This is a genomic window from Colwellia sp. KU-HH00111 (assembly GCF_040362745.1).
GTDB lineage: Bacteria > Pseudomonadota > Gammaproteobacteria > Enterobacterales > Alteromonadaceae > Colwellia.
Genome location: NZ_BAABWO010000005.1, coordinates 279434 through 292564, shown reverse-complemented (window position 1 = coordinate 292564; position 13131 = coordinate 279434). Strand labels below are relative to the sequence as shown.

Sequence of the window (13131 nt, the reverse complement as noted above, 5' to 3'; positions counted from 1 at the left end):
TGTTAGTGTTTCCAATTAAGCTATAAAACATAGCTTATACGAGTAAAGCCATCAGTAATATATTGCTGGTGGCTTTTTTAATATCTTTGCTCTATCCGTTGAGGTCATTTATGAAAACATTGCTCATTATTGGTTATGTATGGCCTGAGCCAAATTCTTCTGCAGCAGGCAGTAGAATGTTACAGTTGATGCAGTTTTTTCAGCAACAAGGTTATCAAATTACTTTTGCTAGCCCTGCGCAACGTACAGATCACATGGCAGAGCTTAATCAGCTAGTTGATGCCTGTGTTGACATAAAACTCAATTGCTCAAGCTTTGATAGCTTTATACAGTCACTACAGCCTAATGTAGTGATGTTTGACCGTTTTATGATGGAAGAGCAATTTGGTTGGCGGGTTAGCGAGCATTGTCCGCAGGCATTAAGAATTTTAGATACAGAAGACTTATTTTGTTTACGTCATGCAAGACATAATGCTTATAAAAAAAACCAAGTTATGGATGAAACTGATTTACTTCGCTCTGATTTGGCGAAACGAGAAGTGGCGGCAATTTTTCGCTGTGATCTCACCTTGATGATTTCACCTAAAGAAATCGAGTTATTAACTCGACTTTTTAACGTTGATGCAAGGCTATTGCATTATCTTCCTTTTGTTTTTGATTCCCATGAGCTAGCGCAAAGCAATCCTAGTTATGAGCAACGGGCAGGATTTATTTCTATAGGTAATTTTCGTCATCCCCCTAATTGGGATTCAGTATTATGGTTGAATCAACAAGTTTGGCCATTGATCCGCAAACAATTACCTAAAGCCGAACTGTTCATTTATGGTGCATATCCTCCACCTAAAGCGACAGCGTTGCATGACCAACAAAATGGATTTTTAGTGAAAGGTTGGGTTGATGATGCGGCGAGTGCGATGCAAAATGCACGTGTTTGCTTAGCGCCACTTCGTTTTGGTGCTGGTATTAAAGGCAAGCTAGCACAAGCGATGTTATGTGCGACCCCTTCGGTGACCACAGCGGTAGGTGCTGAAGGTATGCAAACTCAGCTAGGGTGGTCTGGAGCCATTGCTGAAGACGCTCAAGCACTTGCCGATGCCGCAGTAACGCTTTATCAAGATCATCAGTTATGGCAACGAGCGAGTGAATTAGGTCAGCAAAATGCTCAGTTGTTATTTGAAAAACGCAGCCATTTTTTAAAATTTTCGGCAAGGTTAACAACATTATTAGGTGACTTAACCACGCACCGACAAAATAACTTCATCGGTAGCATGCTTAATCACCATCATCACAAAAGCACCAAATATATGTCACAATGGATTGAAGCTAAGAATAAGTAACAAAACCAAGCCTTAGTAAGTGATGATGCTATCTGTTCCTAGGGTTTTTCTTAGCACTGTGCTTTATCAGCCAGTAACAAGCGCCTAGTGCGACGATAATAATACCTAAACCCACTATGGCTAAGGGATCATATTTTTCTAAATCGAGCAAAATTACTTTGCGAGAAACCGCTATTACGGCCACTAACAACACCACTTCAGCATGTATCACGTTGTCTTTGAAATACATTTCTACTGTTTCTACCAGCTCAAAGCCGATTAAAATGATAAAAAAGAAACCAAATACTTTAAACAGCTCATCAATTTCAAGAAAAAGCACATCGTCAGTAGGGTCGAATATATCTAAATATAGAATGATACCAAGCTCAACTATCGCTATTGCAACAATTATGGTCATTAGAACAAGCACAATAAAAGACATCCACTTTTTTGATGAATGAACTAGTGAAACCGCTTTATCTATATGTTTACTCATTAGATAGTTTCCTACTTTTATATGTTAACAATACTGATATGCATAATATTTGCTTTCGATATTTTTGACATAGCAATATAGCCAAGCCTTGCTCAGATATTATAATACTGCTGCTAGTAATTGAGTTAATCGTTGCGCACCTTGCAGTAACCTTTGCTCCATTACGGGTTGATAGTGTGTTAGATAATCAGGCGGAAGTTTTATTTTACTTTTGGGTTGTTCACAGCGCTGTTGCTTATTTAACTGACAGTAGTTAAAACTTGCTTGTTTTGCTAACTGGAATGACTCGTCGGCCCATTGCCACACTTGCGCGGTACGCCATGGTGGTTGAGATTGTTGATTCCATTGCGCATTTAATGTTGATAGCCATTTGGTTTTACTGTGCTTGCCTCGATATAATATACATTGATCCCAGTACCAATGTAAGTTGCTGCATTTAGTTTCAAGATGAGAAAACTTGACCTTGTTGCCGCCAAGGTCGTCAGCAAAACTGATGTGTAACGGTTGATGAATATCACCGAGCCAATGCCCTAAAAAAAGCAGCGCTTGTGCGTGTTGCCAAGTGAGTTTATTTTTATGCTTGTTTTTAGCGAGAATAAATTGATGATGCAAAATCGCCTCGGGAAGACAGTTTTGTGTACAGTCATCTTTCTTAATCGTACTATGTTCACGCGATACATTCATATAATGCCAAGCACTATATTTTTTATAACTTTCAATACGTTTAACAGCATCAGCCCAAGTACAAGCATTGGCAAAGGTTACTTCGGCGTCAGGCTTTTGATAATTATAACTATTAACTAACTCACGGTGCATTTTAGGCATGGTATTGAGCAGCTTGGTTATTTTGTTCTGTTGGTTCTCAGATAGGTGTTCAAAGGTGAGTTGGCAAATAATTTGATGACCCAATTTACCTAAGGCATAGCTAGGCTTGCTTAACATCAGGGCGAAAAACAGTAGCGTAAAGATTAGATATTTCATTTTAAGCCCTCACTACTCAACAAAAATTTGCATTTCTTCGCCAATTTGTTTGCGCATATCCATTAATTTTACCGCGCTGGCGTGTTGCTGTTTATCAATATCGGTTTGTGGCACCCACTGCGGTACTCGTTCAGATTGACCGTTTTGATCGACAGCAACCATGATCACAATACAGTGCGTTGTTAATCTGCGATTCAATGATTTAGGGTCACAGGCATTGACCTCTAAAGCGATATGCATTGATGATTTTCCTGTGTAGATCACCTTTGCTTCTACTTCAACTAAGCTGCCAACATGAATGGGTGCAACAAAACGTATACCTCCAGCATAAGCGGTTACACAATAACGCCCGCTCCAGCCTGCAGCGCACGCATAAGCGGCTAAATCAATCCATTTCATTACTGCACCACCATGAACTTTACCGCCAAAATTAACGTCTTGTGGTTCAGCTAAAAATCTCAGGGTTACATCCCGCTGTGGGTTATTCATCATTTATTCTCTAGGTTTATTGTTAAATGAAATTTATCTGGTTAATACATGATTAGCAAATACTTTTACTTTATTGTATATACTCACCTTGCAGTGGTATATGCTATTCCTTGGTTCTACTTGAGGCGATAGACTTCAAACAGGGCTACAATTAGCATTGAAGTCAGCAAGTGGTCTGGTTTTAGTTTATTGGTGTTTACCCCGTCGGGCTTTTTTATTTGGTGGAAGAAATAATATGAACGAACACGGCTCTTTTACCCTAGAAGTTATTCATCAAACTTTGGTTGTTAAATGTTTTGATGCTTGGAATACAGAAACTGTGACTAGACTGTGTAAAGAGTATAAAGAGCATGCACAACAAATTAGTGACAAACCTTGGGGATGTTTGGTTGACATGTCTTGCTGGGAATTATCTACCCCAGATATGTGGGAAAAAATAGATGAATTAAATGAATGGGGTAATCAAAACAACCAAAAATTTGAAGTGGTGATTTGCAGTTTATCTATCCAAAGAAGTTTAATGGAATCAAGCCATGAAGTGCTTACCAATGTTGAAACACAGTTCTGTGAAGATATAGCGCAAGCATATGAGTGGTTAGCCAGTGTTGGTGTTTACAAAAAATAATCCCCAAAACCTTATTTTTATTAAGTTCTTCTCATCTTTTAAACTCGTTAATCCTAGAATCAAGCACAAATAACTACTTGCCATTAATGAATAATAAATCAATAGCAATAAAAAAGCCTTTCTCAAAGAGAAAGGCTTGAAATGCTCGCTTTATGGTCTTGTTAATCAAGATTCTTATTATTGGAATTTAGAAGTATTTTTATTATTAATCGGTGCTTCTTTGCTTGTGCTGGTATTTTATAACAAAGCATTTTCGCTGCTGCAACAACTTTAATAGAGCATAAACTCGACGATTTCTTTCGTATAAAGCCTAATACGCGCAGGGCTGTTAGCTAAGTTACTGATTGTTAGTAAAATCATCTTTTCAGATGAAATGTAACAAAGTTGAAATATTTTTTTAGATTGTGGTAACAATTACCACTTGGGCATCTATCCGAGCTATGATCTTTTACCTTGCTCTAGATGAGTTAGAGCAAAAGGAATTGATTTGGCGCATAGATTCAAAATACAGCAAATGCTAGAATGTCCGCCATAATTTGTTCGTTGTCGCAATTAATGGTTAATTTCAATGCGGGCAAACAGTTAATAGCTATATTTAGAGGGTTTATTGGTGACAGAATTAAAAAATGATAATTATTTACGTGCGCTGTTAAAGCAACCAGTAGATTACACGCCCGTTTGGATGATGAGACAAGCAGGACGTTATTTGCCTGAGTACCGTGAACTAAGAGCAACCGCAGGAGACTTTATGTCGCTGTGTCGTAATGCTGAATTTGCTTGCGAAGTGACCATTCAGCCATTACGTCGTTTTAAATTAGATGCGGCTATTTTATTTAGCGATATACTCACCATTCCTGACGCCATGGGCTTAGGTTTGTATTTTGAAACAGGTGAAGGCCCTAAGTTTACCAACCCGATCACTTGTAAAGCCGATATTGAAAAAATCGCTATTCCTGATCCAGAAGATGAACTGGGTTATGTGATGAATGCTGTACGTACCATTCGTAAAGAACTTAACGGCTCAGTACCGTTAATTGGGTTTTCTGGTAGTCCATGGACCTTAGCCACCTATATGATTGAAGGGGGCAGCTCTAAAGCCTTTACTAAAATCAAAAAAATGATGTTTTCTGACCCACAGAGTTTGCACTTGTTATTAGATAAGTTAGCCGACTCTGTTATCACTTACTTAAATGGACAAATTGCTGCTGGTGCCCAGTCGGTGATGGTATTTGATACTTGGGGCGGGGTATTATCGCCACGCGATTATAAAGATTTTTCGTTGCAATATATGGCAAAAATTGTTGATGGCTTAACGCGTCATGCTGATGGTCGTCAAGTGCCGGTGACCTTATTTACTAAAAATGGTGGCATGTGGCTAGAAGATATTGCCGCTACTGGTTGTGATGCAGTAGGCCTTGACTGGACCATTGATATTGAAAATGCCAAAGCACGTGTTGGTGATAAAGTAGCGTTACAAGGAAATATGGATCCCTCAATGTTGTATGCACCTTTACCTCGCATAGAACAAGAAGTAGCAAAAATATTAGCTGGATTTGGTGAGGGCGGTACTGGCCATGTATTTAACTTAGGACATGGTATTCACCCTGATGTGAATCCTGAACATGCGGGTCACTTTATTGAATCAGTGCATCGTTTAAGTAAACCATACCACTTGTAAATTAAAGCTATACCCAAAAATCAGAAAAGCCGTTAACACGCCAATGTTAACGGCTTTTTTTATGTGTTGTGGTTAACTTTAGTCCTCATCTACTTCATAAGCACTAAAGTCTGTAACGCCTTTTTCTTCAAGAATGCGACGAACACTTGCTGGTAATTTTTCATCATTATCTTTGGCCAGATCTTCATCGTCAGGTAAAGGTTGGCCAGTAAAAGCATGTAAAAACGCTTCGCACAATAATTCACTGTTAGTTGCATGACGTAGGTTATTGACTTGGCGTCTAGTACGTTCATCGGTTAACACTTTTAATACACGCAAAGGAATTGATACCGTAATTTTTTTTACTTGCTCGCTTTTTTTACCGTGTTCGGCATAGGGATTAATATATTCGTCATTCCACTGAGCCATGCAAATTCCTCTGTTTTAATATCTGTTTTAAGTAATTGTTTTGGTAAATAATGCGTACAAGGTGATGCACTATTTTAAATTGTTATAAGATAGATTTTACTGGATGCAGCAATTCAGTCAAGTAGAAGTTTAGATGTCTAAAATATCTTGACCTAAATAAGCAAACCGTTTAGAGTTATAGACGTCCAAACATCCAAATAGTTTAACCACTTTATTACTACTGTAATGAAGCTCAATGGGGAAAGATCATGTCAAATGCTAATATCACTAATACCACTACTTTAGCGGTGAGAGCGGGTATTAATTCCGATCTGCATCATGGGGCTGTGGTTGCACCTATTCATTTATCTAGCACTTATTCGTTAAAGGGGTTTAATGACAAACGCGAGTTTGATTACTCTCGCACGGGTAACCCAACCCGAGCAACGTTTGGACAAGCGATTGCTGATTTAGAGCAAGGGAGTGTTGGTATTGTAACAAATACTGGCATGTCAGCGGTGCTTTTACTTTGTCAACTTTTATCAAGTGACGACTTAGTGGTGATTCCTCATGACTGTTATGGTGGTAGTTTTCGTTTGTTTACCCATTTAGCCAAACGAGGGCAATTTAAACTGATTGTTGTTGATCAAAACGACCAAGCAGCACTGGCGCAAGCATTAGCGCAAAAGCCTAAGTTAGTGTTACTTGAAAGCCCAAGTAATCCACTGTTACGCTTAGTTGATATAGAAGAGGTCAGCAAAGCATGTCATCAAGTAGGTGCCTTAGTCGCTGTAGATAACACCTTTTTGTCTCCTTTGCTGCAACAACCATTAAGGTTAGGGGCTGATATTGTTATTCATTCCACCACAAAATATATCAACGGTCATAGCGATATGGTCGGAGGTGTTTTGGTCACCAAAACGCAGTCATTAGGTGAAGAGCTAGCTTGGTGGGCAAATTGCATCGGCATTACTGGCGGTGCGTTTGACAGTTTTTTGGCATTACGTGGTTTAAAAACATTACCCGTACGGATAAAGCAACATCAAGAAAACACTGAACAAGTTGCTGCCTTTCTAAAAGGTCATCCTGCAATTGATGCAGTTTACTATCCAGGCTTTAGCGATCATATTGGCCATGAGATAGCTAAAAAACAACAAGCTGGATTTGGCGCAATGTTAAGTTTTGAAGTTAAGGGTGGCGTTGAAGCAGTGAAAAAATTATTTGCTAATATTTCCTTGTTTACCTTAGCCCAATCATTAGGTGGGGTAGAAAGCTTGATTAGTCATCCGCCCACCATGACTCACGGAGGCATGGAGGAATCAGCACGCGTCAACGCGGGAATTAGTAATGCACTGGTCAGAATTTCAGTGGGCATTGAAGATGTTGAGGATATTATAGCTGACTTAACGCATGGCTTAGCGCAGAGCCAAAAAAGTTAGCGGCTAGGAGATTAAGTAAAAATGCAATTGAGTATCAAATGACAGAATTAAATACAGCCCTTAATAGAGAGTATACACACCCACGGGTGAGTAATACTATGCCTGAAAACAAATTAGCCAAGCATGCTAATAACGTACATAAGTTTGGCGGTAGCTCATTAGCCAATGCACAATGTATAGCGCGTGTGCTTGATATTATTCGTCAAAATTGTCAGTTAAACGACATTATTGTTGTGTCTGCTAATGGTAAAACAACCGATTGTTTGTTTGCACTACTTGCCCTAGCCCAAAATACTGAAACGGTTGATTTAGCTGATGCGCTAACACCATGGCTGTCAGAATTAGTAGAGCAACAGCAAACCCTTATAAGCACCTTACTCACCGAGCAAAATGCCAAACAGCTAAAACAATTATTAGCCACAGATATTGAGCAGCTTAAACAGTGGCTAAGTTCGGATTTAGTGAGACATAGAAATGATATTTTAGCGTTTGGTGAGCTGTGGTCTGCACGGTTATTGTCAGCTGCGTTGAATGAAAAAATATGTCCGAGTAATTCAATTGATGCGCGTGATTTTTTAGTTATTGATAACGAACAAGCCTGTGAGGTAGATCATGCTTTAAGTCGGGCCCAGCTTAAAAACCACCTGCAATATGGGAAGTTAGCTGTAATTACCGGCTATATTTGTAAAGATACCCGAGAAAAAACCTGTACATTAGGTCGCAATGGTAGTGACTATTCGGCAACTATTATCGCATCATTAGTTGGAGCCTTAAATGTAACCTTATGGACAGACGTTGACGGCATTTATAGTGCTGATCCGCGTGTTGTGCCAAATGCAAGAAAACTTCATCGTTTACCTAACGGTGTTGCTAAAGAGCTTGGACGTTTGGGGAACCCAGTACTGCATGCAAAAACATTGACCCCTTTGATTAACGAACGCTTGTCTCACCATTGTCACTTACATGTAGCCAGTAGTTTTGATGCGCAAGTATCAGGTACTGAAATTGGAAAGTTTGGCCAAATAGCCAAACAAGAATTATCCGTTACCTATTTGAATGACCTTATATTGGTTCAGTCAAGGAGTTTCATAGGCGAAGCGGCGGCCGTTCTATTGCAAGAGATAGCCATAGAGTTTGCACCCGTGTGTATTGATAGTAAGCAAGGTTTTGTTGTTATTAATCAAAACCTACAAGCTGATTTGCAGCAATGGCTTGACCCTAAGGGTATTGACCTAGTGTTTACCACCGTTGCTATAATTGCCACGGTTGGTCATAAAGTGGCACAACGAGGCGATATTAAGGCGCGTTTTAAGCGCTCATTAAAAAGTGCTCAGCCGCTACATTTAGTCGCTAGTGAAAATCGCCACAGTGTGATTGCTATATTAACGGAGCCATGTAGTACTGAATTATTAAATAATGTCCATCATGATATGGTCAAAGATGCGCGTCATATTGGTCTAGTCGTCGCCGGTTTAGGTAATATTGGTGAGCGTTTTTTAACATTACTACCAGCACAATTAAACCGAGTATATGCATTGGAAAATCTGCATCTTGTCGGATTACTGTCATCATCTAAGGCCTTAATAAATAATGACGGCATTGATGTAACTCAGCCCCTTAGTTTATTTAAACAAGAAGCGAAAGACTATGATAACCAGCAATTATTGTCTTGGTTAAGTAACCATCCTTATGATGAATTGATCGTGGTCGATATAACCCCAAGTGAACAGTTCAGCTTATTGTATGAAGAATTTTTCAGTCGAGGGATTCATGTTATAGGTGCTAATAAATGGGCAGCTTCTTCAGATACTGAAAATTATAACAAGTTAATAAAAACAGCGGACAAACATAATAGTGTATGGTTAGGTAATACTACGGTTGGTGCAGGGTTACCCATTAACTATGCGATTGAGGATTTAAATAACAGCGGTGATAGTATTACGGCCATCGCTGGGATTTTTTCAGGCACCTTGTCATGGTTATTTGAAAGTTACGATGGCACCACCGCCTTTTCAACGCTATTATTAGCGGCACTTGAGCAAGGAATAACTGAACCAGACCCGCGTGAAGACTTATCAGGTCGCGATGTGCAGCGTAAACTGCTTATTTTAGCGCGTATTGCAGGCTTTGAGTTGTCTCTTGATGATATCGATTGCCAAAATTTAGTGCCTACATCGTTGCAAAATCAAAGCACACCAGAATTTTTATCGCGCGCAGGTGAATTAGATGATTATTTTGCCAATGCCTTAAAAGACGCACATAGCAAAGACTGTTGTATTCGTTATGTTGCTCGTTTATCTATAGATGACTTTGCTAATATTAATGCCAAAGTTAGTTTAGAAGTGCTTCCTAAAAGTGATGCCTTTGCCAGCTTAACACCCTGCGATAATATTTTTCAAATTAGTAGTCATTGGTATCAAGAAAATCCATTAATCATACGCGGTCCAGGTGCAGGGCGAGATGTTACTGCAGGTGGCTTACATTCAGATCTAGTTAATATTTGTCAGCAATTAGCTCACAAGCAAAATCAAGTTAAAATAAAGGGGATAAACTAATGAGTTATAGCCATGCAAGACAAGTAGAGTCACTAAACCGTAGTTTGAGTGAAATCAGTAATGATATTCAAGTGTCGTTTGAATTTTTTCCGCCTAACACCCCTGAAATGGAAACAACGTTGTGGAATTCAATTGAGCGTTTAGCGCCATTAAAGCCGAGTTTTGTCTCCGTCACTTATGGTGCAGGCTCAGGTACTCGAGATAGAACTCATGATATTATTAAGCGTATTCAAAAAGATACGGCATTACTGGCAGCACCTCATTTAACTTGCATAGATGCTAATCGTGAAGAGTTGGTGCAAATAGCCAAAGATTACTGGGCAAGTGGTGTGCGTCATATCGTTGCTTTACGTGGTGACTTACCTAATAGTGATGAAAAGCCTAGCATGTATGCTACCGATTTGGTCGAACTATTACGTGATGTTGCTGATTTTGATATATCGGTAGCTGCATACCCTGAGGGGCACCCTGAAGCGCCAAATCCTCAGTTTGATTTGCTCAACTTAAAACGTAAAATTGATGCTGGGGCAAATCGCGCCATTAGCCAATTTTTCTTTGATATTGAGTCCTATTTACGGTTCAGAGATCGTTGTGTTACTGTCGGCATTGATGTTGAAATTATTCCGGGTATTCTACCGGTAACCAATTATAAAATGTTAGAACGCTTTGCCGGTTTGACTAATGTGCATGTACCGAGCTGGATGCCAAAAATGTACGAAGGCTTAGAAGATGATGAAATGACTCGTCGTATGGTGGGTGCTAACATAGCGATGGAGCAGGTGAAGGTATTAAATCGTGAAGGGGTTAAAAATTTCCATTTCTACACACTAAACAGAGCCGAGCTTACTTTTGCGTTGTGTCATACCTTAGGTATTCGCCCTCAAAAATAAACAATGATTCAAATTGCATGGAAGCATTTTGATACTGGTTATCAATAGAATAATAACGCTCAATTTTTGAAGCTATTGATTAGTTCTGTTTTTTCTAGCATTATAGGTATTTATTTGTGTAATTAATTCAGTAATTAAGTAAATAAATGGTCAAAGCCTCAGTTCATAAAACACATTATACTGGTCAGGCTCAGGTCTTACTGGCAAAGATTTATGGGCGCAGCATCCTCAATGATTCTGTGCTTGAGCGAGCTATTGATTATTTTAACAACCATGAATTTGTTGCCTCTGATGAAAAGATAAGCTCTGAAAATCAAGAATTAAATCGTTTACAACAAATTGATCGCCATAATCATTTGCTCTCTATATGTCGAGAGATCATGTCATTAGTTGAGGGTGATAGCTTTGATGAAAGTAACCGAAAGTCTGCACAATTACTTGGTACTATACAATTAATTACCCCTACCGAAGGCAATAAAATTGCTGAAAGTAATGATCATTGTAAATCATTATATAAAGCCATTCTAAGTTTACGCTTACTCGAGCGACTATTATTAGACAATAGTGTTAATGATCCTTACATTGCAAAAGTCTTAGCCGAATTTGACGGTAAACCCTACAGCGAACTTGATCAAACCGAACGTTTACGCTTCACTGATATGGTTAAAATGCCGGTGTTGATGGCATCTTTGTTACAAGATATTGGTCATTATCATTCTAAGGCACAGCTTATTCTTCGAGGAGAAGAAGGTACAGATGACCCGTATCGCACCTTAGAAGTAGAAGATAGAAAAACACTGCTTAAAATCAATCAAAAACAAACGATTTCATATATCACCCATGGTCTTGGTTTACCCAAATTTATTGGTAACTCGCGTGCAGAACGTGATCAGTTTTTTGAAGATGAACAATTGAAGCAGCAATTTGTTAAAAAATTAATTCAAACGAGTCCGAAAGCAAAACAAGGTGTTGGCAACTTACTCAAAGTACCCCAAATATATGTCTCCATTATTCTTTCAACTAAAGCTAATTACAATTACAAAGTATTGCCTAAGGTCTATCAGGTTTTAGATAGGCATGCTGAACTTGGCGCTTGTTCTCAAAAAGCTGTGGATGCTTTATACCAAATTACAGGTATGTTTCCTCAGGGGTATGGTGTTATTTATATGCCAGTAGATGAAATGGGAAAACATGGTGACTGTTATGAATATGCCATTGTTAATAGGCTTTACCCTCAAGATCCCAAACAACCGCTTTGTCGGGTAGCCACCAGAGGGCTCACTTTTATTTGCTATGGCCATAATATTGAAGTACTGAAAAAAAATAATTTATACTTCCCTGAAATGGCGGAAAAAGTGGCTAAACTGAGTAAAGAGCGGCTCAATGAAATATTGCAATTATTGGCATCAAATTATAAAGACAGACAACAGTTAGATTTACTCCCTCGATGTTGGCACCCCAAAGAGTACTTTTCAGTTAAAAAACATCAAAAGCTATGGAACAAAGTTGACGAGGATGGTTAACTGATGAAGGCGCTAGTTTTATAATTCACTCAGTATTTACTTACTATAAGAAAATCATTCATGCTTTCAAAAACACCTATGAACAAACCTAAGTTATGGCATTGCTACAATAGCCGATCTTTGCGAGTGCTCTGGACAATGGAAGAATTAGGTGTTGATTATGATTTAGAAGTGATGCCTTTCCCACCACGCTACATGGTTCAAGGCTATAAAACGCTTAATAGTTTAGGAACGGTGCCCTATTTTGTCGATGGTGAAACACATATGACAGAATCTGTTGCTATTTGTCAGTATCTTGGAGATAAATATCAATGTCAGGGTAACTCGTCAAAATTAACATTAGCTTTGGCAGAGCCAGAATATGGTAACTATCTTAATTGGCTCTTTCACAGTGATGCGACCCTAACCTTTCCACAAACGTTAGTGTTACGTTATCGTGAGTTTCCTGCAAAAGATTGTCACCAAATGCAAACAGCCGATGATTATGATGCTTGGTTTGCTGCGCGCTTGGTACGCTTGCATGAACATCTAAGTAATCGCCAGTATTTATGTGCTAACCGTTTTACTGTGGCTGATATTGCCGTAGGCTTTGCGCTGCATCTAGCGACCTTGTTAAAGCTTGAGCATCATTTTAGCCCTCAAATATTAGATTACTTAACTCACTTAAGACAACGGCCTGCTTTTATTCGTGCGCAAGCCATTGGGCGTGAATTAGATCCTTTTGCTCGAAGATAAATGATGCGTCAAACAAT

The 13131-nt window shown here is 39.0% G+C and carries 12 protein-coding genes; 8 read left to right on the top strand and 4 right to left on the bottom strand.

All coding sequences use genetic code 11. The annotated features are described in order from the left end of the window. Window positions 1–110: 110 nt before the first annotated feature. Window positions 111–1337, top strand: a complete 1227-nt coding sequence (locus ABXG98_RS11560) for a glycosyltransferase family 4 protein (RefSeq protein WP_353538832.1) — start codon at window positions 111–113, stop codon at window positions 1335–1337. A 28-nt stretch (window positions 1338–1365) separates the two neighbouring features. Here the strand turns inward: ABXG98_RS11560 and ABXG98_RS11555 are convergent, their stop codons facing one another. The 3 genes from ABXG98_RS11555 to ABXG98_RS11545 form a co-directional block, all read right to left on the bottom strand. After that, a complete protein-coding gene (locus ABXG98_RS11555; protein ID WP_353538831.1) occupies window positions 1366–1812 on the bottom strand; it encodes a phosphate-starvation-inducible PsiE family protein in 447 nt (148 codons plus the stop codon). A gap of 99 nt (window positions 1813–1911) precedes the next feature. Continuing rightward, window positions 1912–2793 (bottom strand): S1/P1 nuclease, encoded by an 882-nt coding sequence (locus tag ABXG98_RS11550; protein ID WP_353538830.1) that lies wholly within the window; start codon window positions 2791–2793, stop codon window positions 1912–1914. A gap of 12 nt (window positions 2794–2805) precedes the next feature. After that, window positions 2806–3282 (bottom strand): acyl-CoA thioesterase, encoded by a 477-nt coding sequence (locus ABXG98_RS11545; protein WP_353538890.1) that lies wholly within the window; start codon window positions 3280–3282, stop codon window positions 2806–2808. 235 nt (window positions 3283–3517) lie between these two features. On the opposite strand from ABXG98_RS11545, the gene ABXG98_RS11540 reads away from it, so the two are divergent. After that, window positions 3518–3907 carry a hypothetical protein gene (locus ABXG98_RS11540; protein ID WP_353538829.1) on the top strand — a complete coding sequence of 130 codons (390 nt, stop codon included), beginning with the start codon at window positions 3518–3520 and terminating at the stop codon, window positions 3905–3907. A gap of 610 nt (window positions 3908–4517) precedes the next feature. Continuing rightward, window positions 4518–5585 carry a uroporphyrinogen decarboxylase gene (hemE, locus tag ABXG98_RS11535; RefSeq protein ID WP_353538828.1) on the top strand — a complete coding sequence of 356 codons (1068 nt, stop codon included), beginning with the start codon at window positions 4518–4520 and terminating at the stop codon, window positions 5583–5585. Between the two features lie 78 nt (window positions 5586–5663). Here hemE and metJ read toward each other — a convergent pair whose 3' ends face one another. Beyond that, complete coding sequence (gene metJ / locus ABXG98_RS11530) at window positions 5664–5993, bottom strand: met regulon transcriptional regulator MetJ (RefSeq protein WP_353538827.1); 330 nt, start codon at window positions 5991–5993, stop codon at window positions 5664–5666. A gap of 248 nt (window positions 5994–6241) precedes the next feature. Here metJ and metB point away from each other — a divergent pair, with 248 nt between their 5' ends. From metB to ABXG98_RS11505, 5 genes are all read left to right on the top strand, one after another. Continuing rightward, window positions 6242–7411: a cystathionine gamma-synthase gene (metB, locus tag ABXG98_RS11525; protein ID WP_353538826.1), complete on the top strand. Its 1170-nt coding sequence runs from the start codon at window positions 6242–6244 to the stop codon at window positions 7409–7411. Between the two features lie 38 nt (window positions 7412–7449). After that, complete coding sequence (gene metL / locus ABXG98_RS11520) at window positions 7450–9966, top strand: bifunctional aspartate kinase/homoserine dehydrogenase II (RefSeq protein ID WP_353538825.1); 2517 nt, start codon at window positions 7450–7452, stop codon at window positions 9964–9966. Beyond that, window positions 9966–10856, top strand: a complete 891-nt coding sequence (metF, locus tag ABXG98_RS11515) for a methylenetetrahydrofolate reductase (protein ID WP_353538824.1) — start codon at window positions 9966–9968, stop codon at window positions 10854–10856. Before metL ends, metF begins: the two co-directional genes overlap by 1 nt. A 146-nt stretch (window positions 10857–11002) precedes the next feature. Beyond that, window positions 11003–12379 carry a hypothetical protein gene (locus ABXG98_RS11510; RefSeq protein ID WP_353538823.1) on the top strand — a complete coding sequence of 459 codons (1377 nt, stop codon included), beginning with the start codon at window positions 11003–11005 and terminating at the stop codon, window positions 12377–12379. Between the two features lie 60 nt (window positions 12380–12439). Next, window positions 12440–13114 carry a glutathione S-transferase family protein gene (locus tag ABXG98_RS11505; RefSeq protein ID WP_353538822.1) on the top strand — a complete coding sequence of 225 codons (675 nt, stop codon included), beginning with the start codon at window positions 12440–12442 and terminating at the stop codon, window positions 13112–13114. The last annotated feature ends 17 nt before the right edge of the window (window positions 13115–13131 follow it).

Bases quoted from the DNA above. Each gene is read 5' to 3' on its own strand.
- ABXG98_RS11550 (WP_353538830.1), bottom strand. From the start codon at position 2,793: ATGAAATATCTAATCTTTACGCTACTGTTTTTCGCCCTGATGTTAAGC.
- ABXG98_RS11510 (WP_353538823.1), top strand. From the start codon at position 11,003: ATGGTCAAAGCCTCAGTTCATAAAACACATTATACTGGTCAGGCTCAG.
- metF (WP_353538824.1), top strand. From the start codon at position 9,966: ATGAGTTATAGCCATGCAAGACAAGTAGAGTCACTAAACCGTAGTTTG.
- ABXG98_RS11505 (WP_353538822.1), top strand. From the start codon at position 12,440: ATGCTTTCAAAAACACCTATGAACAAACCTAAGTTATGGCATTGCTAC.
- metL (WP_353538825.1), top strand. From the start codon at position 7,450: ATGACAGAATTAAATACAGCCCTTAATAGAGAGTATACACACCCACGG.
- metB (WP_353538826.1), top strand. From the start codon at position 6,242: ATGTCAAATGCTAATATCACTAATACCACTACTTTAGCGGTGAGAGCG.
- ABXG98_RS11555 (WP_353538831.1), bottom strand. From the start codon at position 1,812: ATGAGTAAACATATAGATAAAGCGGTTTCACTAGTTCATTCATCAAAA.
- ABXG98_RS11540 (WP_353538829.1), top strand. From the start codon at position 3,518: ATGAACGAACACGGCTCTTTTACCCTAGAAGTTATTCATCAAACTTTG.
- metJ (WP_353538827.1), bottom strand. From the start codon at position 5,993: ATGGCTCAGTGGAATGACGAATATATTAATCCCTATGCCGAACACGGT.
- ABXG98_RS11560 (WP_353538832.1), top strand. From the start codon at position 111: ATGAAAACATTGCTCATTATTGGTTATGTATGGCCTGAGCCAAATTCT.
- ABXG98_RS11545 (WP_353538890.1), bottom strand. From the start codon at position 3,282: ATGAATAACCCACAGCGGGATGTAACCCTGAGATTTTTAGCTGAACCA.